Genomic DNA, 26,560 nt, shown 5'->3' on the forward strand with positions numbered 1-26,560 from the left:
CCCGAGTTGCCGGCCCCTTACGCGTCGTCGCTGTCTGGATATGGAATCTCAAGTTTCTGCCCATCGTCGGGGACACAGACGTTCTCGGCGTCGCCTGCGAAGACCTCTCGGGCCTGCTCGAGGTGGTCGCCGGCGTAGCCGGCGTACCGCGATGAGACGTGCATCAACGCGAGCCGATCCGCGTCGGCCCGGTTGGCGATTTCGGCGGCCTGTCGAGCCGTCGCGTGAGCGGTGTCGGCGGCCCGCTCGGCGCTGTCGTCGGCGAACGTCGCGTCGTGGATCAACAGATCGGGCTCGTCGGCGACCTCGATCGTCGCCGCCGTCGGTCGTGTATCGCCGGTATAGACGATCGATCGGCCGGGTCGCGCCTCGCCGACGACCTGTTCGGGCTCGACGACGGTGCCGTCCTCGAGTTCGACGGCCTCGCCTTCGTGGAGTTTCGAGAACTTCGGCCCGACGGGGACGCCGAGTTCCTCGGCGCGTTCGCGGTCGAACCGGCCCTTGCGGTCGTCCTCGACGAGCGCGTAGCCGACCGACCGGGTGTCGTGGTCGGTCGCGAACGCGCGAACTTCGTATTCGTCGGCGCGGTAGGCGACGTCGCCGTCGCCGACCTCGTTGATCCGTACCGGAAACGAGGGGCGGTTCCCGAGGGCGTTGACGAGCGACTTGAGCTGGCGGCGCGTGCCGTGGGGCGTATGGATTGCCAGTGGCTCCGTCCGATCGTTGAACGCCATCGTCTCGAGTAGCCCCGGAATCCCGAGGACGTGATCGCCGTGGAGGTGCGTGACGAACAGGTGCGAGACCGAAAATCCGGTCCCAAAGCGCATCATCTGGCGCTGGGTTCCCTCGCCGGCATCGAACAACAGTCCCTCGCCCTCGCGGGCGATGAAGACGCTGCTCGGATTCCGTTCGGTCGTCGGAATCGCTCCGGCCGTCCCCAGAAACGTCACGCGCAGTGGCATCGGTCCATGTTCGGCGGGCCGTAGCTAAACCGGCTTCGATCGTCCGTATCCCTGAGCAGTGTCTGCATGCCCGTTGGCTCGAGTGAGGCGGTTTTGGACGCGGTGTCCGATACACAACCCGCCAATCACTTATCTCACGCCGAATATGATATTTGTTCAATGCGTATCGGTGGTAGGCAGTCCCAACTGATCTGTCGGCTGCGCTTACCAGCCGATGGATCGTCCGGGTCTCACCCTTTGAACTATGTTACCGACCTGCAAACAGTCAGCGCGTTTTACGGTCGTCGAACCCGAAGCCAAACAGGACGGCACTCCCAATGAGCTCGAGAGCGACGTTCGGGACGCTCAAGCAGATCGGTGCGATCGTGATCGCGATCGCGATCGTGATCGCGGCCGGGATCCTCGTCGGTCAGGCACCCGCCATCTTCGGCGTCGAGGAACAGCCGGAGGCATCGATTACGTTCGACGACCAGCGGGGCAACGGCACCAGCGTCACGATTCAGGACGTGACGCTTTCGGACGGCGGCTACGTCGTCATCACTGACGGTAGTGACCAGCCGCTTGCTGTCTCCGATCAGCTCGAGGCCGGCACCCACGAAAACGTGACCATCGAGCGCGAGGACGGCGCGAACCGTGACCTCGTTGGACAGCTCACTGCGACGGTCCATCAGGATACGTCCACCCAGGAGGGCTACGCCTACGAAGCCACCGATGGCGAAGAAGACCAGCCCTATCTCGCGGATGGGTTCCCGGTCAGTGCCACCGCGACAGTGTTAAGCGGCGACAGCGCGGTCAGCAATTCGTTCGCCGTCGATTCGATCGACGCACCGTCGTCGGCGACCACGAACGAGACGATTTCCGTGAGCGCCCGGATACGCAACCCGACGACGTTCCAGGCCCAACAGCCTGTCGAGGTCCGCATCGGCGGGGCCGTCTTCGCCCGACAGGTGTTCGAACTCGAGAGCGGCGAAGTCCGGAACGTGACCTTCGAGGTGGAGACGAACGGTGCACCAGCCGGTAACCAGTCGATCGGCGTCTACACCGAGGACGACGGCGAACTCGGCCAGATCGACCTCGCGTTCCACACCGATCCGGTCGTCGCGGTTGAAGCTGCGAACAACGACAGTGTGACGGTCTCTGCGGCGACCCCCGAGGAGGGATTCGTCGCCCTCGAGCGCGACGGGACGATCCTCGGGACGAGCGAGCGACTCGACCCTGGCGAGCATGGGAACGTCACAATCGACCTGCCGGCCGACACGTCGATCGCCGCAGACGACGAACTGACGGCGACCCTCTATGCAGGTACTCCGGGCAACATCGACGCGGCCACTCCGATCGAGTCCGGCGGCGAGCCAGTACAGACGGTGTTCACGTTCGGAGCCGTGGCGGACGAGCCCGGTGACGGCGAGGAGTAATCGACCGATTCTTACCCGGCCCGACCCTACTCGCTGGCGATGGACGCGCCGCTGTGGACCGAAACCCACGCCCCGGAGCTGGCCGAGTTGCCACAGGACGACGCTCGCGAGTACCTACAGCGAGCCGTCGAGGAGCCACTGAATCTCCTCCTGCAGGGGCCGCCGGGAAGCGGGAAGACGGCCGCAGCGCGCGCACTGGCCCGTGAGGCGCACGACGATCCGGACAACGACTTCGTCGAGATCAACGTCGCCGACTTCTTCGGCCGGACCAAAACCGAGATCAAGAACGACCCTCGGTTCGAGCACTTCCTCGTCGGCCGCTCGTCGCTGTCCAAACGGGACATGATCAACCACGTTCTCAAAGAATCCGCGAGCTACGCGCCCGTCTCGGGTGGGTACACCACGATCTTACTCGACAACGCCGAGAACGTCCGCGAGGACTTCCAGCAGGCGTTGCGCCGGATCATGGAACAACACCACCGGACGACCCAATTCATCGTCGCGACCCGCCAGCCCACCAAGCTCATCCCCCCGATCCGCTCGCGGTGTTTCCCCGTCTCCTTCCGAGCGCCGACCAGCGACGAGCTCGTAACCGTCCTCGAGCGGATCGTCGAGCGCGAGGGCGTCGAGTACGACGCTGACGGCCTCGAGTTCGTCGCCGGCTACGCCGACGGCAACCTCCGGCAGGCGATTTTGGCGGCCCAGACGACCGTCGAAGACGAAGGCGAACTCACGATGAGTGCGGCCTACGAGACACTCGGCGAGGTCGGCCTCGAAGACGAGATCGAGTCGATGCTCGATGACGCCGAGGCCGGCGCGTTCACCGACGCTCGGTCGACGCTCGATGACCTGCTCGTCGACGAGGGCCTCGATGGCACCGAGGTCCTCGAGTCGATCCTCGGCGTGGCTCGCAAGCGCTATCAGGGCGCACAACTCGCCCGAATCCATCGGCTCGTCGCCGACATCGAGTTCGAGATGCACGAAGGAACCAGTGACCGCATCCACGTCTCACATCTACTTGCCGAACTGGGTCGCGACGCCGAATAGACGACTCTCGTGCCGTGATCGAAGCACCTTTCTCCGCGCTGTGGGTGGACACGTTGTATGCCAACGGTTCGTGAGACGCACATCGAGAACCGCTTTCGCGTGCAGCCAAACCACGCGAACAACAACGGGACGCTCCATGGCGGCAACCTGATGAAGTGGCTCGACGAGCTCGCCGGCATGGCGGCGATGCGATTCGCCGGCGAGACCTGCGTCACCGCGCAGGTCAACAGCCTCGCGTTCGAACGCCCGATCCAGATCGGTGACACGGCACTGGTCGAAGCCTACGTCTACGACGCGGGGAAAACGAGCGTCCGCGTCGCATTACGGGCCAAACGAGAGAATCCACGAACCGGTGAGACCCAAAAGACGACCGAATCCTCGTTTACGTTCGTCGCGATCGACGAGGACGGCTCACCGGTTCAGGTTCCCGATCTCACCGTCGAAACGGATGAGGGCGAGCGACTCCGAAAGCGCGCCCTCGAGGCCGACTACTGACGACGACCTGTTTCCTCGAGTACCATCACGTATCGTGTTAGCGAGCGATGCACGCGGCGCTCGAAGACCGACTCGATCTCCCAGCCGGCCGTTCGCGCCTCACTTGCCCACGACCGATCCGCGACGACGACCGCCCGCGGGGCCACCCGGCGTGCTTCGGCGAGGGCACCCGCAACGAGGTCCTCGAGTCGGTGGGTATCGATCTTCGACTGGCGGCCGTAGGGCGCATCGAAGACGACGCCGTCGACCGCGTCGTCGACAAGCGGGAGTCGGGTCGCATCGCCACGGCCGACGTGCCAGGTTCCGCGGTCACAGCCGGTCGGCGAGGGCTCGTCGCGTGTGAGGAAGTGTCGGAGGTTCGTTCGCGCGCCGTCGGCCATCTTCGCCTGCGCGTCGGTTCCGATCGCGTCTGCACCGACGAGGCCGGCCTCGACGAGCACGCCGCCGGTGCCACACATCGGATCCAGAATCGTCGCCCCCGGTCGTGCGCCGGCGATGTTCGCCACGGCGCGTGCGAGCAGCGGATCCATGCTCCCTGGCTGGAAGAAGGGTTTGTCCGTCGGTGCGCGCGTCCCAAAATCGCGGACGCTCTCGGTCGTGAGCCAACCCAGCGCACAGACGGAAACTTCCTTTCCCGTGGGGGCGTCGCCGTCGTCCTCGAGCGACTCGCACACGCTGTCGTCATCCTCGAGTGGTCCCGCAGCAAAGACGGCTCGCAGGCAGTGATCTGGATCGTCGAGATCCACCGCAAAGCCGCGATCGACCAGTACTTGTCCCAGTTCGCGTTCCGCGCGCTCGGTGCTCACGCCACTGGTACCGTGGACGTCGGTCGCACGCACCGCGACCGTCCCCTCCCGGTCGATTGCGGCAGCCTCGAGGATAGCGCGTGCGCTCGCGAGATCGGCGTTACCTCGGCCAACGAGCTCGCTGGCACGATGGGTGTAGGCGAGCCCGCGAACGCGTGCGGGGACGATCGCGTCGGCGACGGCGAGGCCGGGTGCGATCCGGTCGACGCCGGTCGCGGCGCTCGCCGCTTCGCGGGCCGCGAACGCATCGTCCTCACCGCCTAACTCGAGCAGGTACACGGTCGATGGTGGCCGTCCCTCGCGTATGAGGCTGCCGTTTTCCCCGCTCGATGCCGGTCGTATAAACCGGATATATCAGGTGGCGGCACCAACCTTTATAAACCTTAAATACGTCTTTTTAAGCGACTAATGACGGATCCGAAGGACACCATCAACATCGAAAACGTGGTGGCGTCGACCGGTATTGGACAGGAACTCGATCTCCAGAGCGTCGCAATGGACCTCGAGGGTGCCGATTATGACCCCGAGCAGTTCCCCGGTCTCGTCTACCGAACCCAGAACCCAAAATCCGCCGCGTTGATCTTCCGATCGGGGAAGATCGTCTGTACCGGCGCGAAAAGCACCGACGACGTCCACGAGAGCCTGCGGATCGTCTTCGACAAGCTTCGTGAACTCCAGATTCAGGTCAACGAAGATCCCGAGATCGTCGTCCAGAACATCGTCACCTCGGCCGACCTGGGCCGCAATCTCAACCTGAACGCGATCGCCATCGGGCTCGGCTTAGAGAACATCGAGTACGAACCCGAACAGTTCCCGGGACTCGTCTACCGCCTCGACGAACCCGAAGTCGTCGCCTTGCTCTTTGGCTCGGGCAAACTCGTCATCACCGGCGGGAAAAAGCCCGAAGACGCCGAACACGCCGTCGACAAGATCGTCTCCCGCCTCGAGGATCTGGGACTGCTCGAGTAACATCGTCGGGTCGGACTCACTCGAATCGACGCCACCAGCGCCAGCTCGTTCATACTACCGGCTATCACGGGAGTTCCCGTGATCGCACGTGAGTCGCTGTCGCCGGCGACACGGGGCGACAGCTGTGACCGGTCTCATCCGAGCCCGTGTCGATAGTCTCGTCGATGTGTCGTCGATGATCGACCGCCGTCGGTCTCGTCCTGTTACCGTCTTGTGTGCTGATGAATCAGGGGCAGCGAGAGATCGCCGCCCGTGACTGTTTACGACCGTCGTTCCTGTCGGATTCACAACTACGACTCTGAATAACCCTCGCTTTATCCGAATTATCGACCGTTCATTCTGCCCGTAGAGCGGCTGACTCGCCTGAATCGGACCACATTCACTGAAACGACCGACCGCGTTTATCCGGTGTCTGATCCCTGACTCTCACGTGCCAATGACGATCCACTCTGATCGGTCGCTCGCCGTTTCGGAACGGTTTCCTCCCGGTAACAACGGCGTTATCGACCGTCGTTCGCTTCCGCGCGAGACGATCGACCGCATCGTCGATAGTGACCGCCGGCGGGAGGTGCTGCGCTGCGTGCTCGCGGCCGACGAGCCGGTTTCGGTCCGGCGACTGGTGGCGACTCTTGCTGACGCCGAATACGATCCGACAGTCGGGACGCCGATTCACCAGCTTCGCCAGCGGATCCACGTCTCGCTGTGTCGGACGCACCTGCCGCTGCTCGCGGAACACGACATCGTGCGCTATGACCCGGCGCAAAACCTCGTCGCGCCGGGGGAACACGCATCGGCGTTCGAATCCCTGCTCGAACTCGACTCCGAATCGTCCGAGCAACCGATCGCCGCCCGGCTCGAGTAGGGGCCTACTCGACCAGCCGCTCGATTTCGGTCACCAAAATATCGCTCGCACCGGCTGCTTTGACATCTGTAATCGTCTCGAAGACATCTGTCTCGTTGACGACGGCATGGACCGCGACCTTCCCTTCGTCGTCCGTTTCATCGGCGATGTCCATGACCGTCGGGCCGCCAAGACCTGGAATGACGTCGCGGACGTCGTCGAGTTCAGTTCGTGGCACGTTCATCATCAGGTAGCGTTTGCCCTCGGCGTGTTTGACCGAGGACAGCGCGGTCCTGACCTCTTCTATTTTCGGGTCATCGAGGACGTCGTCACGGCCGAACAGCCGCACCGAACTCGAGAGGACTTCGTCGACGATGGCCAGCCGGTTCATCTTCAGCGTCGTCCCGGTGCTCGTGATGTCGACGATGGCGTCGGCCATCTCGACGTGGGGAGTGAGTTCCGTCGCGCCCGAGACCTCGACGATGTCGGGTTCGACGCCGGTGTCGGCAAAGAAATCGGCGGTGATGTTTGGGAACTCGGTGGCGACGATCTTGCCCGCCAGATCGTCGACGGACGTAATGTCCCCGTCTTCGGGAGCAGCCAGGACGAGCCGACAGCGTCCGAACTCGAGGTCGAGCAACTCGTCGACGTTGTCCACGCGGGCTTCCTGGACCTGATCGAAGCCGGTAATGCCGAGATCGGCCGCGCCGTCGGCGACGTACTCCGGAATGTCGGCTGCGCGGGCGAACAACACGGTGACGTCGGGATCGACCGTATCGGCGTAGAGTTTCCGGTCGGCTCCGTTTTCGAGATGGAGCCCCGCCCGCTCTAAGAGATCGATCGTCGGCTCGTGCAGGCGGCCCTTGTTGGGAACGGCGATTCGCATATGCCCGCTCTTGGGTGTCGGCGGGGAATTGTCTTTTCATCGGGGCAAACGGTCGCCACCGTCGACTGGACAGTCACGCTCGAGGCGCGGATCGGTGACGCCGACCGCTGTTCCTTTCAGCGACGTGCACCTAGCTCGACGTATGTTCGGGTCGCGAACCGCAACCGCCGTGGTGGGACTGCTGGTGAGTCTCCTCGTGAGTGCCGTCCTCTGGTGGCGGTTCAATACGGTCGCGTTCTTTCTGGTCGTCCCGTTCGTTCCGTTTCTGTTCGGTAAGTCGGGACGAGAGTCATCGGAACCACCGGTTCGAACGTGTCCCGCCTGTGGGTTCCAAACGCGGGATCCGGCGTATGAATACTGTCCACGCGACGGGACGGCCCTGGAGACGACACGCGCCCGCGAGTCGCCCTCAGCGTGATCGATCCCGCTCGAGCGTCTCTCGGCGCTGTTCGTACTCCTCGTCGCTCAACTCGCCGCGAGCGTACGCGCGGCGAAGCTCCTCGAACGCCCCATCGGAGCCATCGCTCGATCCAGTGACCGCTCGATAGAGGAGATAGCCACCACCGATGATGCCGGCGACGAACAGGAGTTGCATCAGTACGGCGACGAGGGGCATCCAGCCGGGGACCGTTCCGCCACCCCAGACGCCGTGTCCCCACATGCCACCCATCATCGGCCCGACACCCATCATGCCGAATCCCATGAAGAGCATCGGCAGCACGACGAGGGCACCGATGGCGATGAGGACAATCGTGACGAGTCGCGTGTCGCGTGTGTCTGTTGCCATGTTAAGTCACCGGCGACGGAGCGTCCCGTCCCCATGTAGAACGACGGCCTCCCGACTCAATGCAGTTCTCCCTTTGAATCCAATGTCCGTCTGCGACCACTGTGGCGTTCTGTCCGTCAGTGATTCGATGACGAGCGAATCCACGCAGCCGGCCGCGCGTGCCCCATACCGGCAGTTCGTCGGAGTCATTCTATCGGTCGCCGCCGCGGTTCCATCGCGTGTCGGACGCCACGATCGATTCCGTCCCGGCGCGCCGCGGGTTCGGTCGCGCTATTCCACGCCTCTCTAATGGAAGGGCACCCTCGAACTTTCGAGTCTCCGCTTCCCGATGGGAATGACATAGTTTTCTGAAGAACAACCGCAATAGTCACGCTATCCGTACGACTAGATATGGAGCCGCCGCTCATCGAGGGAGTCCTCGAGTCACTCCGGGTCGGCCTCGGATTCCTCTGGACCGCGGCGTGGGCGATCATCATGGGACTGACGATCACGAGTCTCGTGCAAGTCTACGTCTCGAAAGAGCGAATGGCGCAGGTACTCGGGGACGACGACCTCTCGAGTCTCGCGACGGCGACGGCGTTCGGCGCGGCGAGTAGCGGCTGTAGCTTCGGTGCCGCCGCTATCGGCAAGGGGCTGTTCGCGAAGGGCGCTCATGTGGTAAATTTCCTCGCGTTCATGTTCGCGTCGACGAATCTGATTGTCGAACTCGGTCTGATGATTCTGATCCTGCTTGGGTGGGAGTTTCTGGTCGCGGAACTCCTCGGCGGACTCGTCCTCATCGCGGTCATGGCGTTTATCGTCCGGCTGACGCTTCCGGAACCGCTGTTCGACGAGGCTCGGGCACAACTCACTAGGCACGAGCACGACCACAGCGCCATGGTGGACCCGACATGCGGGATGGACGGGTCCACCGACCATACTCTCGTGACCGATGGCGGCGACACGCTGACGTTCTGTTCTGCGGGGTGTCTGGAGACCTACCGCCAACAGGCGGCTGGCAGCGGCACGTGGCACGACGATCTCCGTTCGTGGGGCGGCTGGTACAAACTCGGGAACCAGTATCGCAAGGAGTGGTCGATGATCTGGAAGGACGTCGTCGCGGGCTTTCTCATCTCGGGATTCGTCATCGTGTTCGTCCCACAGCAGGTCTGGAACACGCTGTTTCTCGAGGGCGATGGAGTGCTTGTGACCGCCGAAAACGCAGTTATGGGTGTCACCATCGCCGTCATCAGTTTCGTCGGCAGCATGGGCAACGTCCCTTTTGCGGTCGCGCTCTGGGGCGGTGGGATCAGCTTCGCTGGCGTCATCGCCTTTGTCTACGCCGATCTCATCACGATTCCGGTTCTCAATGTCTACCGGAAGTACTACGGCTGGGCGGTCATGCTCTACATTCTCGGCGTCTTCTTCGTGACGATGGCCTTCACTGGCTTGCTGATGGAACTGCTCTTCGACGCACTCGGTATCGTTCCGAATCTGGCCGGCGGGGAGACGGCCACCGAGGCGACGTACTTCGAACTCGACTACACGCTTGCCCTCAATCTAGTCGCGTTCGCACTGTCGGGCGTGCTCCTGTACGTCTACCGCCGCGGGCTCGGTGCGCCCGGGCAGCACCGCGATCCCGTGTGTGGGATGCGAACCGACGATGACGGCCCAAGCACCACGTACGACGGCGAGACCTACTACTTCTGTTCGACTGCCTGTAAGCGGGCGTTCGAGGAGACACCCGCCGAGTTCGCCGGCGAGTCGCCGCGCGGGTCGGACTCCGAATCGTCACACGAGCATCACTGACTCTCACCCTGCACTGCGCTACAAACGGACGTTCTCTCGGTCTCGAGACGGTGCCTACGCCGACGCGTCGTAGCCAGCCTCGTCGACCGCGCTGACGAGGTCCTGAGTCGCCGCATCGCCCTCGATGGTCGCCTGCGCCGCGTCCAGATCGACCTCGACAGACTGGACACCCTGAACGCTTGCGAGGGCCTCTTCGACGCTCTGTTCACAGTGTTCACACGACATTCCGTCGACAGTGATCGTCTGACTCATACGAACGTGTATGGACGCCCGATCTTTGTGCATTACTACTTTCGATCCCAACTCGAGCTCGACCGAGACTTTCGATCTGAAAGTCGTAGTCGCCACGCTCTTTGCTATCGAGGACCACTCGGCGGTATGCGCGACCTCGACGAGACTGATATGGAGATCCTGCGGCTGCTGGCTGAGAACGCGCGCCGCCCGTACAGCGAAATCGCCGAGCAGGTCGGTCTTTCCGGACCGGCCGTCTCCGACCGTGTCGAGCGCCTCGAGGAAGCAGGTGTCATCAACGGGTTCACCGTCGACGTCGACCAGTCACAGCTTCGGGCGGGCGTTCCGGTGTTCGTCCGGGCGGCCGTTCCGCCAGGTGCCGTCGGTGCGTGCAAGGCAGCGCTCGTCGACGCCGATGCGGTCGAACACGTGTTCGTCACCGCCGACGGCGACTGCTGGTTCTATGCACGCGCCCAGCTCCAACGGGTCCACGAGTGGCTCGAGGGACTGTTTCCAGTCGACGGCGTCGACTACGAGGTGACGCTGATGGACGACGCCGAATGGACGCCGTCGCTCGACGGAGCGGCGTTCGCGCTCACCTGTGTAGAGTGTGGCAACACCGTCGACAGCGAGGGCGAGTCGACCCGTATCGACGGCGAGATGTACCACTTCTGCTGTCCCTCTTGTCGGAGCCGGTTCGAACAGCGATACGATCGGCTCGAGGAAGGCGTCTGACTTTCGACTCGAAAGAACTGACCGCGTTGGACTTTGACTTTCGACCAGTAAAGTGGGTAAGTCACCACTCCCTAGTGATTACTAATGAGTACTCGGACCGCACATCTGGACATTCGGGGCATGAGCTGTGCGAACTGTTCGCAGGCGATCAACGATGCCCTAGAGTCCACCGACGGCGTACACGAGGCGAGTATCAACTTCGCCACCGACGAGGGAACCGTCGAGTACGACCCCGAGCAGGTGTCGCTCGCCACGATCTACGAGACGATCGACGACGCCGGCTACCACGCCGAGCGTGCCAGCCGGTCGATCGGGATCACGGATATGAGCTGTGCGAACTGCGCCGAAGCAAACGAGACGGCACTCGAGTCCGTCCCCGGCGTCATCGACGTGGAGGTCAACTACGCGACCGACGAGGCCCAGGTCGAGTACAACCCCGTCGATGCCTCGCTCGAGGACCTCTACGCGGCGATCGAGAACGCGGGGTACATGCCCGTCCGCGAGGAGGACGGCGGCGACGGCGAAGGGCAGTCGGATCAGGAACGCCGCGACGCGGCCCGACAGGCCGAGACCCGCAAACAGCTTCGGCTGACGATTTTCGGCGCGGTGCTGTCGGCCCCGTTCCTGTTCTTCCTCGCAAATCGGTTCCTGCTCGGGGGCGCGTACGTTCCGGAGACGATCTTCGGCATCGAGTTCGGCTGGGTCGAATTCCTGCTTGCGACGCCGGTCTACGTCGTCCTCGGTCGCGAGTTCCTCGCGAACTCGTATACGGCGCTCGCGAAAAACCGCACTGCCAACATGGACGTGCTGATCGCACTGGGGTCGTCGACGGCGTACATCTACAGCCTCGTCGTCCTGCTGGACTTGCTCGCGGGGAACCTGTATTTCGATACCGCCGCGATGATCCTCGTGTTCATCACGCTGGGCAACTACCTCGAGGCCCGCTCGAAGGGCCAGGCCGGCGATGCCTTGCGGAAACTCCTCGAGATGGAAGCCGAGACGGCGACGCTGGTCGACGACGAGGGCAACGAAGCGGAGGTACCACTCGAGGACGTCGCGGTCGGCGATCGGATGAAGGTCCGGCCGGGCGAGCAGGTGCCGACCGACGGCGTCGTCGTGGACGGTCAGTCCGCGGTCGACGAGTCGATGGTGACCGGCGAGTCGGTGCCCGTCGAGAAAGAGTCGGGCGACGAGGTGATCGGGTCGACGATCAACAAAAACGGCGTGCTGGTCGTCGAGGCGACGAAAGTCGGCGAGGACACCGCCCTGCAGGGGATCGTCCAGACCGTCAAGGAGGCCCAGGCACGCCAGCCAGAGATTCAGAATCTCGCCGATCGCATTTCGGCGTACTTCGTCCCCGCGGTCATCCTCAATGCGACGTTCTGGGGCCTGATCTGGTTCCTCTTCCCCGAGGCGCTGGCCGGCTTTGTCGGCGCGTTACCGCTATGGGGGCTGGTCGGTGGCGGCCCGGCCGCGCTCTCGACGTTCGAGTTCGCGATCGTCGTCTTCGCCTCTGCCGTGTTGATCGCCTGTCCCTGCGCGCTCGGACTGGCGACGCCCGCGGCGACGATGGTCGGCTCTACGCTGGGCGCACAAAACGGCGTCCTGTTCAAGGGCGGTGACGTCTTAGAGCGCGCGAAGGACGTCGACACCGTTGTCTTCGACAAGACCGGGACGCTGACGACCGGCGAGATGACGCTGACCGACGTGGTCGCCCTCGGGGGCAAGACTGCTGTGACCGACGGCGGCGAGACGGCGACCGACGGTGGCACGCTGACCGCCCGCCCGTCCCTCGAGGACCACGAGGTGCTCCGCCTTGCGGCCAGCGCCGAGCGCAACAGTGAACACCCGCTCGCACAGGCGATCGTCGAAGGGGCCGAAGAACGCGGCCTCGAGCCAACCACCCCCGACGAGTTCGAGAACGTCCCCGGGCATGGCGTCCGGGCGACCGTCGAGGGTCGCGAGGTGCTGGTCGGGAATCGTCGATTGCTCGAGAGCGAGGGCGTCGATCCGTCCCCTGCTGCAGACGAGATGGAACGCTTAGAGCACGAGGGCAAGACCGCGATGTTGGTTGCAGTCGATGGCGCGGTCGCGGGCGTGGTCGCGGACGCCGACACGGTCAAGGACAGTTCGGCCGACGCGGTCGCGGCCCTGCAGGAACGCGATCTCGACGTGATGCTGATCACCGGCGACAACGAGCGGACGGCCCGTGCCGTCGCCGAGCAGGTCGGGATCGACCCCGACAACGTTCGCGCGGGTGTCCTCCCCGAGGACAAGGCCGACGCGGTCGAAGACATCCAGTCCGGGGGTCGCAAGGCCATGATGGTCGGCGACGGCGTCAACGACGCGCCTGCGCTCGCGGTCGCATACGTCGGCACCGCCATCGGCTCTGGGACCGACGTGGCCATCGAGGCGGCCGACGTGACGCTAATGCGCGACGATCCCCTCGACGTGGTGAAGGCGATCCGGATCTCGCAGGCGACGCTGGACAAGATCAAGCAGAACCTCGTCTGGGCGCTGGGCTACAACACCGCGATGATCCCGCTTGCCTCGCTGGGGCTGCTCCAGCCGGTGCTCGCGGCTGGCGCGATGGCGCTGTCGTCGGTGTCGGTCCTCTCGAACAGCCTGCTGTTTCGCCGATACACGCCTGACCACGACTACCGGCTGTTCGGGTGGCTCCGGCGCTGATCGGCTCGAGTCGACTGCTTCTGTGCTGTCGATCGGCCTGTAAAATAGCGTTCGAGTCGGGCGGCGAGTGAGGTGCCACCGCTGTTAGTGTTGGCGACTCACACCGCCATGATGGCTGTCGGTTGCGTTAGCCCTGCTGTGGCGGTGTATCCGTAGACTGCTGTTCGGCGCTGTCTGCCTGCGTTGCTTTGGCGTCGTCTCCCGCTTTATCGTCGTTCTGCTTGCCGTCCGTCGATTCGTCAGGCTGCTGTTCGTCGATGTCGTGGATCTCGACGTCGTCGCCCGTGCCGCTCTCGCTGATCACCGGCTTGAGGATGTATTTCCCGCTCTTGCCGGCTTTGTGCGGTGCGATGTCGTAGACGAAGTCGACCGACTCGTTGTTCCCGATGGTAAACGTCGTGTGCAGTTGGAGCTTTTCGCTCGGCAGTTTCACGCGCGTCTCCGTACCATCGGTCAGGATACCCTCGGTTTCACTGACGTAGATGAAGACTGTCTCGTACTCGCCGGCGGGCAGTTCGAACTCGTCGATCATGGACGCGTTCGCGCCTTTCAGCTCGGTGAGGTCGACCGTCGTGTCGTTGACCTCGCGCTCGATCCACTGCTCGTCGGCCGCGCTGTCATCACTGTCGTTCTCGACCGTCTCGTTAGTTGGCGTTTCGGTCGTCGATTCGTTGCCGGCGCTGTCCGAGTCGGTCTCCGTGACGTTGCCGTCGGTGACGTTCCCGTCGGTCTCGTTCGTCGCGTCGGCGGTCACGTTGCCGGTCTTCTTGAACCCGACTTTCGTGATCGTCACGTTGAGATGCTCGAAGTCGTCGATCACGTTCGGCTCGTCGCTGACGTAGAACGCGGCCGTTCCTGTCCCGCCGCTCGAGTCCGTCATCGAGCCGTCGTCGTTCGTTCCCGGGTCGCCGCCCATCCCACCGGCACAGCCGGCGATGGCGACGAGGGCTGCCACCAATACGAGTTGGATTGTGCGTCTTTTCATACCCGAACACAGTCACCTCCTCGAGAAAAAGGGGGACAACGATTCGATCCGTTCACGACCGTTCAACAGCGTATAAACTGGATAAACGGCTCCGATTACGGGGACGACCCCATCGCCTCGAGCCGGTCGGCAAACAGCGCCTCGAGCAGCGCAGGCGTGACGAACGCCTCGACGACGGCGGCGACGACGAGTAAAAGCCAGCCCACGAGGACGAGCAGGCCGGTTCGGTAGAGATAGCGTTTCGTGACGATCGCATCGCGGGACCCTCGAATCCGCTGGCCGACACGGTAGAGCAGTCGGAAACCGACGCCCGCGGCGATAAAGAGCGCGGGGAGCTCGAAGATGCCATGAGGCAACAGGCCCACGAGGATGTAGCCGATGCCGACACTGCCGGCGATAAAGGCACCGACGTTCCCGACGATGATCCCGTTGAACACCATCGCCCAGGCCGTCAGGAACCCAAGCGTCAGGACGCCGAGGATCGATAGCAGGAACGCCCGGCTGTTGTTGACGAGCAGGAACTGTGCCAGTTCGAGCCGGCTTCGGTCGCTGATGTCGGGGAACAGTGGCTCGCCGACCACCTCTTGGATGATCTCGAGCAAGTTGTAGCCGGCGACCATGAGCGCGATGCCGACGACGATCCCGACCGCGAACAGGCCGGCGGCGAAGCCGACGTACCGGCTGTGTTCGTTCCATGCGTCGGCGAGCGCGGCACGCGGTGGATAGCCGCCATTGGACCGATCGCGCTCGCGCTGGGTCCGATTGTCCATAGTTTCATATTGTCGAACTGTTTCATAAACCCCGTGGCTCGTCCCGTCGCGGTCCATCGACAGGCTAAGGCCGCCCGACGAGAATCCCAAGTCAATGACGACGCTTGCGATCACCGACGGACAGGTCCTCCGGCCTGATCTGACGGTGACGGCCGCAGACGTACTGGTTGACCAGGACACCGGCGAGATCCGCGAGATCGCCCCCGAACTGGCTGCTGACGCCGACGAGACGCTCGATGCCGCCGGTTCGCTCGTGACGCCGGGGTTCGTCAACGGCCACTGCCACGTCGCGATGACGCTCCTGCGGGGGTACGCCGACGACAAACCGCTCGATGCGTGGCTCCAGGAAGACATCTGGCCTGCCGAAGGCGAGATGACTCCCGAGGACGTCCGTGTCGGTGCCGAACTCGGCTTGCTCGAGTTGATCAAATCCGGGACGACCGCCGTTGCGGATATGTATTTCCACGTCCCCGAAGTCGCCGCGGCGGTCGAGAACGCCGGCATTCGGGCGCGGCTCGGCCATGGCATCGTCACCGTCGGGAAAGACGACGAGGCCGCCCGCGAGGACGCCCAGACGAGCCTCGAGATCGCCCGCGAGTACGACGGCGCGGCAGACGGCCGGATCTCGACGGCGTTCAAGCCTCACTCGCTGACGACCGTCGGGAGCGAGTATCTCGAGGAGTTCATCCCCAAAGCGCGTGAGGCAGGGATCCCGGTTCACTACCATGCCAACGAGACCGAAGCCGAAGTCACGCCGATCGTCGAGGAACACGGCCAACGGCCGCTCGAGTACGCCGCCGAACAGGGAATGCTCGAACCCGAGGACTTCATCGCCCACGGCGTCCACGTCGACGACCGCGAGATCGAGTTGCTCGCGGAGGCCGGCACCGGCGTAATCCACTGTCCGGCCTCGAATATGAAACTCGCCAGTGGAATGGCACCCGTCGAGCGCATGCGCGAGGCCGGTGTCACCGTCGGCCTCGGTACCGACGGCGCGGCCTCGAACAATGACCTCTCGATGTTAGACGAGGCCCGCGATGCGGCCATGCTCGGCAAACTCGCCGCCGACGATGCCAGCGCGGTCCCCGCCGAGGCTGTCGTCCAGATGTTGACGGCGGGCAGCGCCGACGCGATCGGCCTCGAGTCGGGCCGGCTCGAGGAAGGCGCACCGGCCGATTTCGCTGTGATCGACCTCGAGCAACCCCACCTCACCCCGCCACACGACCTCGTCAGTCACCTTGCCTACGCGGCCGCGGCGTCGGACGTCCGCCACACCGTCTGTGACGGGCGGGTACTCATGCGCGACCGCGAGGTGCTGACACTGGACGAACGGGCGGTTCGCGAGCGAGCGCTCGAGGCGGCCGAGACGCTGGCCGCTCGCGCCGACGGTTGACGCCGGTTCAGTCCATATCTCTGAACGAAAACTGAACGCTCAGATTTTGTTATAAACGTTTAAACCGTCTCTCAGACTGTTTCGCTCGAGTCGAAAACACCGAGAACTGCCGGGTGGGTTTATTCACGGATACCTGAATGTCTCGAGTGAGATGAAACGAAACCGATTGTTCGTGGTGGCGTTGGCTACCGCGATGATCCTGTCTGTGGCCGCCCCGCTGGGAACAGTGTCGGCGGTGGCAGCCAGTAATGACGCACCAGCCGATGAGATAGACGAACTGAACGTATCCGTCGACGACACCGTCGTGACGGTTACGTGGAACGAAAGCGCGTTTGAAAACGAGACAACCAAGAACGGGACGGTCGAGGATGCGATTATCAATGTAACGTCACTCGACGAGAACGTCTCGTATACCGCAAACGGAACGACTGACACCAACGGCACGCTCGACCTCCCTGATCCCGAGACGACAGTCAACGTGACAGTCAACGCGTCGTCTGGAAACGCTTCGGGGACGACGGAGGCAACGCTCGAACCTGACGGGTTAGAAACGCTGGACGTGTCCGTTGACGACACCGTCGTGACGGTCACGTCGAACGAGAGCGCAGTCGCGAACGCGACCGTCAACGTGACGCCGGTCGACGAGAACGAGACCTACGATGGCGCAGGCGAATATCAGACTGACGCCAACGGCACGGTCGTCCTTCCCGAACCCACGGAAACGGTTGACGTGACGGTCGCCGCGTCGTACGAGAACGTCTCCGATGAACTGCTCACCGCTGAGACGGAGACGACGCTCTACTCCGGCCTCGTCGTCGCCGTCGAGCAGGACAACGATGACGTCACCGTGACGGTCACGGACAACGAGAGCGCGGTCGCAAACGCGACGGTCAACGTCTCGACTGTCGACGAGACCGTGTCCTACACTGACGAGGGCACGTACACGACCGACGAGAACGGCACGGTGAGCCTGTCCGCGCCGTTCGAGAACGACAGCGTCGAGGTCGCCATCACCGCGACGACCGACACCAAATCCGCCGAGACGACGGTGACGCTCGAGTCCGCCGAGTACGAGAACTTCGGCTCGCTCGTCTCCGCGTTCGTTGAGGAGCAGGAAGAGGAAACCCGATCTGACACGACGCGTGGCCTTCGAATCGCGAACTTCGTCGTCGAGCACAACCCGGGTAACGCACCGGACCACGCCGGTCCACCGGGCCACGCTGGCCCGCCAGGCGACGATGATGACGATGACGAGAACGAGGACGACGAAGACGACAAGCGAGGCCCACCGGCACACGCTGGCCCGCCGACTGATAGCGACGACGACCTCGAGGACGCCGACGACGGCGATGCTGTGGAAGACGACGATGACGATAAGCGAGGCCCACCGGCACACGCGGGGCCGCCAACTGATCGCGAGGACGAAGACGACGAGGAAGACGAAGACGACAGCGACGACACCGAAGACGACGAGGACGACAGCGAGGATAGCGACGACGAAGAAGATGGCGATGACAGCGAGGATAACGAGGACAGCGACGACACCGAAGACGACGAGGAAGACGAAGACGACAGCGACGACACCGACAGCGAGGACAACGACGACGCCGAAGACGCCGACAGCGGGGACAGCAACGACGGCGAAAAGAACGGAAATGCCGGCGGCCGGCCGAGTCACGCCGGTCCGAACTAATACCGCTGCCGACGTGCATTCGAACGACTGACGCTGGCGACGACGCTGCCACGCGGCAGATCAGCCATCGCCGGTGTTGAAACACGATCGCGGTGCTCGCCATCGACGGCGACCGCCTCGATCGATGAGGCACGTAGTAAGTACGGCTCACGCACCGTTTTGGCCGTTCATTTCGATCCAGCTAGCGGTGCAGCTCTACTGTCAGGTTCGAATCGGTGTCAGAAAGTGGTTGCCGGAGCGGTTCGGTAGCGTTTTTGCCCCGCTCCCACTCAATGGATCCATGACCGACACCGAGTATCCCCCGATCAGCGAGCAACTGGACGATCTCGAGTCCGCTCGCACGGAGGGACGCCGGAAGATGGACTGGGCAGCCCAGCACATGCCGATTCTCGAGCACGTTCGCGAGGAGTTCGTCGCGAACCAGCCCTTCGAGGGCGAGCGGATCGCGATGGCGATGCACGTCGAGGCGAAGACGGCGATCTTAGTCGAGACGCTCGCGGAGGGCGGCGCGGAGGTCGCCGTTACCGGCTGTAACCCGCTGTCGACTCACGACGACGTCTCGGCGGCGCTGGATACCCACGAGAACATCACCAGCTACGCCAAACGTGGCGTCGACGACGAGGAGTACTACGACGCCATCGAGGCAGTCATCGCCCACGAGCCGACGGTCACCGTCGACGACGGGATGGACCTCGTCGCGGCGATCCACGAGGACTACCCCGAACTGATCGACGGCATTATCGGCGGCGCAGAGGAGACCACCACTGGCGTCCACCGCCTGCGTGCGATGGACGACGACGGCGCACTCGAGTACCCCGTCTTCGCGGTCAACGACACGCCGATGAAACGGCTCTTCGACAACGTCCACGGTACCGGCGAGTCCTCGCTGGCCTCCATTGCCATGACGACGAACCTCTCGTGGGCCGGCAAGAACGTCGTCGTCGCTGGCTACGGCTACTGTGGCAAGGGCGTCGCGAAGAAGGCAGCCGGCCAGAACGCGAACGTCATCGTCACCGAAGTCGAGCCCCGCCGCGCGCTCGAGGCCCACATGGAGGGCTACGACGTGATGCCGATGGACGAGGCCGCCGAAATCGGCGACGTCTTCCTGACGACGACCGGCAACCGCGACGTCATCGTCGAAGAGCACTTCGAGAAGATGCAAGACGGCGTCTTACTCGCTAACGCGGGCCACTTCGACATCGAGATCGACCTCGACGCGCTCGATGACCTCGCCGTGGATCGCTACGAGGCCCGCGACGGCGTCGAGGCCTACGAACTCGCAGATGGCCGCCGGCTAAACGTCATCGCCGAGGGCCGCCTTGTCAACCTCGCCGCCCCGGTCTCGCTTGGCCACCCTGTCGAGGTCATGGACCAGTCCTTTGGTATTCAGGCCGTCTGTGTCCGTGAGCTACTCGAGAACGGTGATGCCTACGACGCCGGCGTTCACGACGTGCCCGACGAACTCGACAAAGAGATCGCCGAGATCAAACTCGAGGCAGAAGGCGTCGACTTCGACTCGCTAACCGAGACCCAGCGCGACTATATGGGTAGCTGGGATCACGGAACATAACATCGGACGGGTCGAATCTCGTTGGATCGTCTCGGTTTTGAGTTACTAGCAGCGGATCGCGGATCGAGCGGACGAAAGACGAGCGCCACGTGCTCAGTCTTCGTGTCCAGAAGCACTGGTGTCGGCCTCGCTGACGACGAACACCAGACTGCCGTCCTCGAGGCCGCCGAGTCGAACTCGGACCGGGAACGTCACACCCGTCCGTCGCTGGCCGGTGCAGGTGCCGGTCCACCGCCATCCCTCCGCAACGGTCGGCAATGCCACTGATTCGAGGTGGGAAACGGCGTCGTCGGTAAACAGTTCTTGCCACGGGGTGCCGACGAGCTCGTCGCCGTCGGCACCGAATTGCATCCGAAGCGAGCGGCTCGCAAACTGGATTCCGTCGGTGGGATCGACGAGCGCGACCGCGTCGCCAGTGAGTTCGACGCTCGCAAGCGACCGCTTCGAGAGGGCTGTCAGTCGGTGCCGCTCGAGGAGGTCGGTGATGCAGGTAACGAGTCGCTCGCGTGGTTCGTCGCGGCCGACCACGGCGGTCCACTCGTACGCCCGGACCGCGCGCATGAGAGTGGGCGTGACCTCAGCAGCGAGGACGACGATCGGGAGCGCCGGCGTGTCGGTTTTGACTGTCTCGAGCCAGCCGACGTGCTCGCCCGACCTGTCGGTGGCGGCCGCGTCATCGCTGGTCATGTCGCTGTCGTCGTCCGTCACAGTTGCCGGGACGAGGAGACAGTCGATCTCGTCGACGCTGGCCCGTGCGGCCGCGAGCGTGGCGGCCGTCTCGATGACAACTGGTTCGTCGTCGAACGCGCGTTCGATGTGGTCGCGGTCGCGTTCCTGATCGACGACGAGGAGGGTACGCTGTGCCGGCTGCCCTCGAACGGATGGCTCGATCCCCGCTGCTGGTGGGACGAGCATTCAGACCACCTCCGGTCGCGGGTCGCTCGACGCGTCCGGCGAGACGGGAGCGGCGCTGTTTCCAGCAGTCGTCTCCTGCCGGACTCGACTGGGGCCGGTCGACTCGACTCGCGGCTTATCGGCTGTCATGGACGGTTCCATCGACCATGATGGTGCCGTCGCCTTGAACCTCGACGCGTGCGTCGCCGTACTCGAACATGACGCGGATTCCGTCGCTCGAGTCGGGTTGGAACAGTCGATCGAGTGCCTCGGGATCGACGGTATTGTACAGCGGGTCGAGTTCGCTCGGGGCGGTGTCTGTCGCGTCTGCGAGGGCTTCGACGACGCGCAGACTGATCGAATCGTTGTGATAATCGAGTGTGGCTCCGGGCATCTTGGCTTGACTAATACGATCCGTCGGTATCGGCTTGCCCGTTATACACGTAATTTTGCTGCCGCCCCAACACTACGTGTATAGTGTCTCGAAGATCGACGTCGTTTACCCGCTGTTCGCTCCATATCGCGGCCGGAGCGTGTGGTGGACGTCCAAAACCCGACGACACTGCGGCCCCAACCGTTTGTACTCTGCCAGCACTGTAATGGTGATATTGAGATGCGTGTGAAATAAACCGCTCATATCATTGTCAGTCATTCCATAGGCGTACCATGGACTGGACTGCGGTTCAGAGCGGACTGTTCGCGGCCGACACGAGGCGGTCGCGTACGGTTTTGCTCGGCGTGATCGGTGTTGCAGTCTGGATCGTCGCTGGCCTCTTGGTCTCCGGATTTCACGGCGTTGGCACGCAGACCGGACCTGGACTGCTCATCGTGGGTCTTGCCGCACGAAGCGGCTCCGATCGGACGAACGACCTCGAGCGGCTCACCGACGCGCTTCGGCAGTTCACCTCGCGACTCGAGGACGAGTCTGCACGCTCCGAGTCCGAACAGTCTGTACAACCGCCGGCCGTCGACGGCCCGATCGACGTTACGATCGATCGAGACGACGAACTCGGACGGCTCTCCGAGACCGTCACCGACTTGACGGCCGCGGTGTGTGACCGCGAACGGCAACGCGCCGAGAGCGAACGGTATCGGCAGGACCTGTACCGGATCACGTCTGATCCGAACACGGATGACGAGACGAAGATCCGTCGCCTGCTCGAGTTGGGCTGTGAGCGGCTCGGTCTCGAGACCGGGTTCGTCTCCCGAATCGACGAGTCGGCCGACCGATACGAGATCGAGACGGCCGTCGGACACGGTACCGATCTCGAGGGGACGGTGCTGGATCTCTCGGCGGTCTCCTGTCGCGACCTGTTCGAGTCGGCCGAGGTTCAGGGGGCCACTGACGCCAGTGCGGTCGAGTGGGACGACCATCCGATTGCCGACGAACTCGATGTCAACTGTCGTCTCGGTGGTCGGATCACCGTCGAGGGCGACCACTGCGGAACGATTTGTTTTCTGGATCGCGAGCCCCGAGAGCGAGCGTTTACGCCCGCCGAAACGTCGTTCGTGGAACTGATCGCCCGCTGGGTGAGCCAGACGTTCGAACGCCGCACTTACGTCGAGCGGATTCGGGAACGGGAGCGCCGTCTCGAGCGGGCACGGGCGTTTACCGACGATATGCTGGACGCGGTCGACGATGTCGTCTATCTCCTCGACGAGGACGGCACGGTGTGCCAGTGGAACGAGAGTCTGTGCGAGACGACGGGGTATACCGATGCCGAGATCGAGTCGATGCATGCGCTGGAGTTCTTCGACGAGGCGAACCACGACCGGATTATGAACTCGATCGCCGAGGTTCTCGAAACCGGGACCACACGTATCGATGTCCCGATCGTGACCTGCGATGGCGAGCCGATTCCCTACGAGTTCGTCGCGTCGACCCTCGAGAACCCGGCGGGCGAGCAGGTCATCGTCGGCGTCGGTCGCGACGTCAGCGAACGCTTGGAGAAACAGCGGCGACTCGAGCGATTCGAACAGTTCACCACCGACGTTATCGATGCGTTAGACGACGTGTTTTACGTCCTTGACGAGAACGGCGCTCTCAAGCGTTGGAACGAGACGCTGGTCGAGGTCTCGGGGTATTCGGACGCCGAAATCGACGACATGCACGCCCTCGAGTTCTTCGACGAGGACGATCGGGACGTGATCCGCGATTCGATTACCGAAGCCTTCGAGACGGGCGAGACGCACGTTGAAGCGGCGCTGCAGACGAAATCGGGCGATCGGATTCCCTACGAGTTCGTCGCGTCGGTGCTTAACGATCCCGACGGTAACCCCGTCGAGGTCGGTATCGGTCGAGATATCTCCGAGCGCAAGGCGAAAGAGCGCCGGCTTCGCAAACGCGAAGCCCACCTCGAGCGGACGACGCATCTGTTAGAGCACTCCCAGCGGCTGGCAAACGTGGGTGCCTGGGAACTCGACGTGACCGACGATTCCGCCGACGTTCGATGGACTGACGAGGTCTACAGTATCTTTGAACTTGCATCCGATCAGGAACTCGATCTCGATCGGGTATTCGACTATATTGCACCGGAAGATCGGTCACGACTCCGCGCGGTGATCGACCGTGCACTCGAGGACGGTGAGGCGTACGATATCGAAAACCAGATCATCACAGCGGATGGCAACCGCCGCTGGATCCGCAGTATCGGTGCGCCCGTCCGAGATGACGGTGAGATCGTCGCACTCCGCGGCGCGGCCCAAGATATTACCACGCGCAAGGAGCGCGAACGCGAACTCGAGCGCGCCGAGACGATCATTCAGGCGCTCGATGAGGTGGTGTATACGATCGACGCGGACGGAAACTTCCAGTTCGTCAACGATGCGCTGACACAGATCATTGGCTACGACCCAGACGCGTTGATCGGCGAACACGTCTCGACGGTGATGGCTGCCGCGGACATCGAGACGGCACAGAACCGCATTCGAGACCTACTCAGCGAAAACGAGCCGTCAGAGACGTTCGAGATGGTCCTCGAGACCGTCGACGGCGAGCGGATCGACGTCGAAAACCACATGGCGCTGTTGCCGATGGACGACGGCGAGTTCACCGGGACCGCCGGCGTCATCCGTGACATCACCGAGCGCAAGGAACGCGAGCGCCGTCTGGAAACGACGAGCGCTCGACTCGAGGCACTGTTCGAGAACTCCCCCGACATGATCAACGTGCTCGATACCGAGGGGACGATCGTCGACGCCAATCGGCGGCTTGCGGACGCGCTCGGCTACACCGAAGACAAGCTACTTGGCACGAAGATCTGGGAACACGACGCGCTATTCAGCGAAGCCGAGGTGTTTACGATGCTCGAGGACCTGTCGGTCGGCGACCGTCGAAAGTTCGAGGGTCAGTACCACTGTCACGACGGCTCGACGTTCCCTGTCGAGGTCCACCTCATCTGTCTCGATCTCGAGAATCAAAACCAGTATCTGGCGATCAGTCGCGACATCACGGAACGCAAAGAGCGTGAACGCGATCTTCGCGAGACGAAACGCCGTCTCGAACTCACACTCGAGGGGACGAACACGGCCGTCTGGGAGTGGGATCTAGACACTGACAAGGTCATCTGGAACGAGACGTACGAGCGGCTGCTCGGGCTCGAACCGGGGTCGTTCGGGGGGACGTTCGATGCGTTCACACAGCGTGTCCACCCAGATGACGTGGCTCGCGTCGAAGACGAGGTCACCCAGGCGATCGAGAACAACGAGCTGTTCCAGACGGAGTTTCGGCTCCAACACGAGGACAGAAGCTGGATCTGGGTTGGGGCCCGCGGGCGGGTCGTCGACGACGATGCGGGCCCGCGAATGGTCGGGATCAACAACGACATCACCCGCCGCAAGGAGCACGAACTCGCCCTCGAGTCGCTCCACGGCGCTGCACGCGACTTACTCGGCACCGACAGCGAAGACGAGGTCGCGGCGCTGGTCGTCGAGACGGCCGATGACATCCTCGAGGCCGCAGGCGTCGCGGTGTATCACCTCGATGCCGACGTGAACCGGTTCGAGCCGATCGCTTATACCGACGCGTTCGCACACCTCTGTGACGGCACTGCCTCGGTCGCCGTCGGCGATACCGACGCCGCACTCTGGAACGTCTACGTTACGGGGACGGGGATGGTCGTCGACGACCCCGCGTCGTTCGACCAGTCGCGAATCTTCGGTCCAGGCGTCGAGAGCGGCGTCATCGTCCCGATCGGCGATCACGGCGTCTTCGCGATCGCGTCCGACGGCGAATCGATCGACGTCGACGCCCGGCGGCTGATCGAGACACTGGTCGCGACGACCGAAGCCGCCTTCGACCGCCTTGAGAGCGAAGCCAGCCTTCGCGAGCGGGAAACGGAACTCGAGGAACGCAACCGGCGGCTCAACCGCCAGATCTCGATCACCGAACTTATCAGACGGATCGACCAGTCGCTAATCGGCGCTGACAGCCGCGCAGAGATCGAACAAACCGTCCCCGAACAGCTGATCGAGGCCGATGGCATCGCGTTCGCGTGGATTGGCCAGCTCGACGCCAGCGGCACGCGACTCGAGCCCAGCGCCTGGGCCGGCTCCGGTCAGGATTACTTAGACGACATGCCGCTCGCATACGATGCGTCAGCCGAGCCGGCCGCCCGCACCGCCCGGACCGAGACACCGACGGTCGCCTCGAACGTCGTCGAAGGACTCCAGAGCGAAGCCTGGCGACGCCCGGCGCTGGATCGGGGCTTCCAGTCGGTCATCAGCGTCCCGCTCTCGCACGCGGAGTACTCGTACGGTGTCCTCACGCTGTATGCAGACGAACCGGATGCGTTCGGTGATCTCGAGCAGACCGTCGTGACGGAACTCGGTGACGGGATCGCAAACGCGATCAACGCCGTCGAGACGCGGGAGGCGCTCCACGCCGAACGCGTGCTCGAGCTGACGCTTCGGCTCGAGGGAGCGGATGATCTCCTCTCTCGGATCGCAGCGAAGACCGATGCGACCGTCGACTATGCGGGGCTTGGGACACACTCGGGCGACGAGACGCTGCTGTTTTTCGAGACCAGTGGCGTGTCGCCCGACGAGGTACACGCGGCGCTTGATGACCTCGTCTCGGTGACTGACTCCCGACTCATCAGTCGGACGGAAACCGACTGTCGGTTCGAGGCGACCGTCGCCGGCGAGGTCATCGCCTCGCGGCTGGTCCGCCACGGCGGCAGTCCGCGCTCGATGCACGCCGACGCGGCGGGGACTGAGCTCACCGTCGACGTCCCCACCGGAACTGACGTCCGTGAGTTCGTCGAGATGCTCCGCGAGGCGTATCCGACCATCGAGTTGCAGGCCCGCCACCACGTCGAGCGATCGATGCGAACGCGCAGCGAACACGTCACATCGCTGCTCGACGCGCTGACCGATCGCCAGCTCGAGGTGCTCCGGACGGCATACTTCGCCGGCTTCTTCGAGTGGCCCCGCGAGAGCACCGGCGAGGAGATCGCCGAGTTGCTCGAGGTGACACAGCCGACGGTCAACCGCCACCTACGAATCGGCCAGCAGCGACTGCTGACACAGCTGTTCGAGGAGGGCAGCCCGGCTCTCGCGGACTGATCGCTCACGATACCGGCTCACCGGATGGGCCGTTTCGGAG

The 26,560-nt window shown here is 63.6% G+C and carries 22 protein-coding genes; 13 read left to right on the forward strand and 9 right to left on the reverse strand.

The window, feature by feature from the left end; translation table 11 throughout:
* Nucleotides 1–17 precede the first annotated feature (17 nt).
* Complete coding sequence (gene rnz / locus BSG09_RS07940) at nucleotides 18–962, reverse strand: ribonuclease Z (RefSeq protein WP_092931899.1); 945 nt, start codon at nucleotides 960–962, stop codon at nucleotides 18–20.
* 317 nt (nucleotides 963–1,279) lie between these two features.
* Here rnz and BSG09_RS07945 point away from each other — a divergent pair, with 317 nt between their 5' ends.
* The 3 genes from BSG09_RS07945 to BSG09_RS07955 are packed head-to-tail and all read left to right on the forward strand — an operon-like array spanning nucleotide 1,280 to nucleotide 3,919.
* Nucleotides 1,280–2,377 (forward strand): DUF7282 domain-containing protein, encoded by a 1,098-nt coding sequence (locus BSG09_RS07945; protein WP_092931901.1) that lies wholly within the window; start codon nucleotides 1,280–1,282, stop codon nucleotides 2,375–2,377.
* Between the two features lie 39 nt (nucleotides 2,378–2,416).
* Nucleotides 2,417–3,424 (forward strand): AAA family ATPase, encoded by a 1,008-nt coding sequence (locus BSG09_RS07950; RefSeq protein WP_092931903.1) that lies wholly within the window; start codon nucleotides 2,417–2,419, stop codon nucleotides 3,422–3,424.
* Between the two features lie 57 nt (nucleotides 3,425–3,481).
* Nucleotides 3,482–3,919, forward strand: coding sequence for an acyl-CoA thioesterase (locus BSG09_RS07955; protein ID WP_092931905.1), 438 nt, complete (start codon nucleotides 3,482–3,484; stop codon nucleotides 3,917–3,919).
* Here BSG09_RS07955 and BSG09_RS07960 read toward each other — a convergent pair.
* Nucleotides 3,913–5,004, reverse strand: coding sequence for a TIGR01177 family methyltransferase (locus BSG09_RS07960; protein ID WP_092931907.1), 1,092 nt, complete (start codon nucleotides 5,002–5,004; stop codon nucleotides 3,913–3,915). The two genes, BSG09_RS07955 and BSG09_RS07960, sit on opposite strands and share 7 nt — an antisense overlap.
* A 129-nt stretch (nucleotides 5,005–5,133) precedes the next feature.
* Here BSG09_RS07960 and BSG09_RS07965 point away from each other — a divergent pair, with 129 nt between their 5' ends.
* The gene (locus BSG09_RS07965) at nucleotides 5,134–5,694 is read left to right on the forward strand and encodes a TATA-box-binding protein (protein WP_006671604.1); all 561 of its coding nucleotides are present in this window, start codon (nucleotides 5,134–5,136) and stop codon (nucleotides 5,692–5,694) included.
* Between the two features lie 436 nt (nucleotides 5,695–6,130).
* Entirely contained in the window at nucleotides 6,131–6,556 is a 426-nt protein-coding gene (locus BSG09_RS07970) for a DUF7344 domain-containing protein (protein WP_092931909.1), read from the forward strand.
* A 4-nt stretch (nucleotides 6,557–6,560) separates the two neighbouring features.
* Here the strand turns inward: BSG09_RS07970 and hisG are convergent, their stop codons facing one another.
* Complete coding sequence (gene hisG / locus BSG09_RS07975; RefSeq protein ID WP_092931911.1) at nucleotides 6,561–7,421, reverse strand: ATP phosphoribosyltransferase; 861 nt, start codon at nucleotides 7,419–7,421, stop codon at nucleotides 6,561–6,563.
* Nucleotides 7,422–7,563: 142 nt separating this feature from the next.
* On the opposite strand from hisG, the gene BSG09_RS07980 reads away from it, so the two are divergent.
* The gene (locus BSG09_RS07980) at nucleotides 7,564–7,839 is read left to right on the forward strand and encodes a hypothetical protein (protein ID WP_092931913.1); all 276 of its coding nucleotides are present in this window, start codon (nucleotides 7,564–7,566) and stop codon (nucleotides 7,837–7,839) included.
* On the opposite strand, the gene BSG09_RS07985 is transcribed toward BSG09_RS07980, so the two are convergent.
* The gene (locus tag BSG09_RS07985) at nucleotides 7,831–8,208 is read right to left on the reverse strand and encodes an SHOCT domain-containing protein (RefSeq protein WP_092931915.1); all 378 of its coding nucleotides are present in this window, start codon (nucleotides 8,206–8,208) and stop codon (nucleotides 7,831–7,833) included. The two genes, BSG09_RS07980 and BSG09_RS07985, sit on opposite strands and share 9 nt — an antisense overlap.
* A 390-nt stretch (nucleotides 8,209–8,598) precedes the next feature.
* On the opposite strand from BSG09_RS07985, the gene BSG09_RS07990 reads away from it, so the two are divergent.
* On the forward strand, nucleotides 8,599–9,996 hold the full coding sequence (locus tag BSG09_RS07990; protein WP_092931917.1) for a permease: 1,398 nt from the start codon (nucleotides 8,599–8,601) through the stop codon (nucleotides 9,994–9,996).
* Nucleotides 9,997–10,050: 54 nt separating this feature from the next.
* Here the strand turns inward: BSG09_RS07990 and BSG09_RS07995 are convergent, their stop codons facing one another.
* Nucleotides 10,051–10,248, reverse strand: coding sequence for a CopZ family metallochaperone (locus BSG09_RS07995; RefSeq protein ID WP_092931919.1), 198 nt, complete (start codon nucleotides 10,246–10,248; stop codon nucleotides 10,051–10,053).
* Between the two features lie 126 nt (nucleotides 10,249–10,374).
* Here BSG09_RS07995 and BSG09_RS08000 point away from each other — a divergent pair, with 126 nt between their 5' ends.
* Entirely contained in the window at nucleotides 10,375–10,962 is a 588-nt protein-coding gene (locus BSG09_RS08000; protein ID WP_092931921.1) for an AsnC family transcriptional regulator, read from the forward strand.
* A gap of 84 nt (nucleotides 10,963–11,046) precedes the next feature.
* Nucleotides 11,047–13,650, forward strand: a complete 2,604-nt coding sequence (locus tag BSG09_RS08005; RefSeq protein ID WP_092931923.1) for a heavy metal translocating P-type ATPase — start codon at nucleotides 11,047–11,049, stop codon at nucleotides 13,648–13,650.
* A 127-nt stretch (nucleotides 13,651–13,777) separates the two neighbouring features.
* Here the strand turns inward: BSG09_RS08005 and BSG09_RS08010 are convergent, their stop codons facing one another.
* Nucleotides 13,778–14,635 (reverse strand): DUF4382 domain-containing protein, encoded by an 858-nt coding sequence (locus BSG09_RS08010; RefSeq protein WP_092931925.1) that lies wholly within the window; start codon nucleotides 14,633–14,635, stop codon nucleotides 13,778–13,780.
* Between the two features lie 95 nt (nucleotides 14,636–14,730).
* Nucleotides 14,731–15,405 carry a stage II sporulation protein M gene (locus BSG09_RS08015; protein ID WP_092931927.1) on the reverse strand — a complete coding sequence of 225 codons (675 nt, stop codon included), beginning with the start codon at nucleotides 15,403–15,405 and terminating at the stop codon, nucleotides 14,731–14,733.
* Nucleotides 15,406–15,499: 94 nt separating this feature from the next.
* On the opposite strand from BSG09_RS08015, the gene BSG09_RS08020 reads away from it, so the two are divergent.
* From BSG09_RS08020 to BSG09_RS08030, 3 genes are all read left to right on the forward strand, one after another.
* On the forward strand, nucleotides 15,500–16,798 hold the full coding sequence (locus tag BSG09_RS08020) for an amidohydrolase (protein ID WP_092931929.1): 1,299 nt from the start codon (nucleotides 15,500–15,502) through the stop codon (nucleotides 16,796–16,798).
* A 151-nt stretch (nucleotides 16,799–16,949) separates the two neighbouring features.
* Entirely contained in the window at nucleotides 16,950–18,491 is a 1,542-nt protein-coding gene (locus tag BSG09_RS08025; protein WP_139246193.1) for a DNA primase, read from the forward strand.
* A 280-nt stretch (nucleotides 18,492–18,771) separates the two neighbouring features.
* On the forward strand, nucleotides 18,772–20,061 hold the full coding sequence (locus tag BSG09_RS08030) for an adenosylhomocysteinase (protein ID WP_092931931.1): 1,290 nt from the start codon (nucleotides 18,772–18,774) through the stop codon (nucleotides 20,059–20,061).
* Nucleotides 20,062–20,154: 93 nt separating this feature from the next.
* Here the strand turns inward: BSG09_RS08030 and BSG09_RS08035 are convergent, their stop codons facing one another.
* Nucleotides 20,155–20,976, reverse strand: coding sequence for a PAS domain-containing protein (locus BSG09_RS08035; RefSeq protein WP_092931933.1), 822 nt, complete (start codon nucleotides 20,974–20,976; stop codon nucleotides 20,155–20,157).
* A 115-nt stretch (nucleotides 20,977–21,091) separates the two neighbouring features.
* Nucleotides 21,092–21,349, reverse strand: a complete 258-nt coding sequence (locus BSG09_RS08040) for a HalOD1 output domain-containing protein (protein ID WP_092931935.1) — start codon at nucleotides 21,347–21,349, stop codon at nucleotides 21,092–21,094.
* A gap of 272 nt (nucleotides 21,350–21,621) precedes the next feature.
* On the opposite strand from BSG09_RS08040, the gene BSG09_RS08045 reads away from it, so the two are divergent.
* The gene (locus BSG09_RS08045; protein WP_092931936.1) at nucleotides 21,622–26,520 is read left to right on the forward strand and encodes a PAS domain S-box protein; all 4,899 of its coding nucleotides are present in this window, start codon (nucleotides 21,622–21,624) and stop codon (nucleotides 26,518–26,520) included.
* Nucleotides 26,521–26,560 lie beyond the last annotated feature (40 nt).

The organism is Natrinema hispanicum (genome assembly GCF_900111485.1).
Lineage (GTDB): Archaea > Halobacteriota > Halobacteria > Halobacteriales > Natrialbaceae > Natrinema > Natrinema hispanicum_A.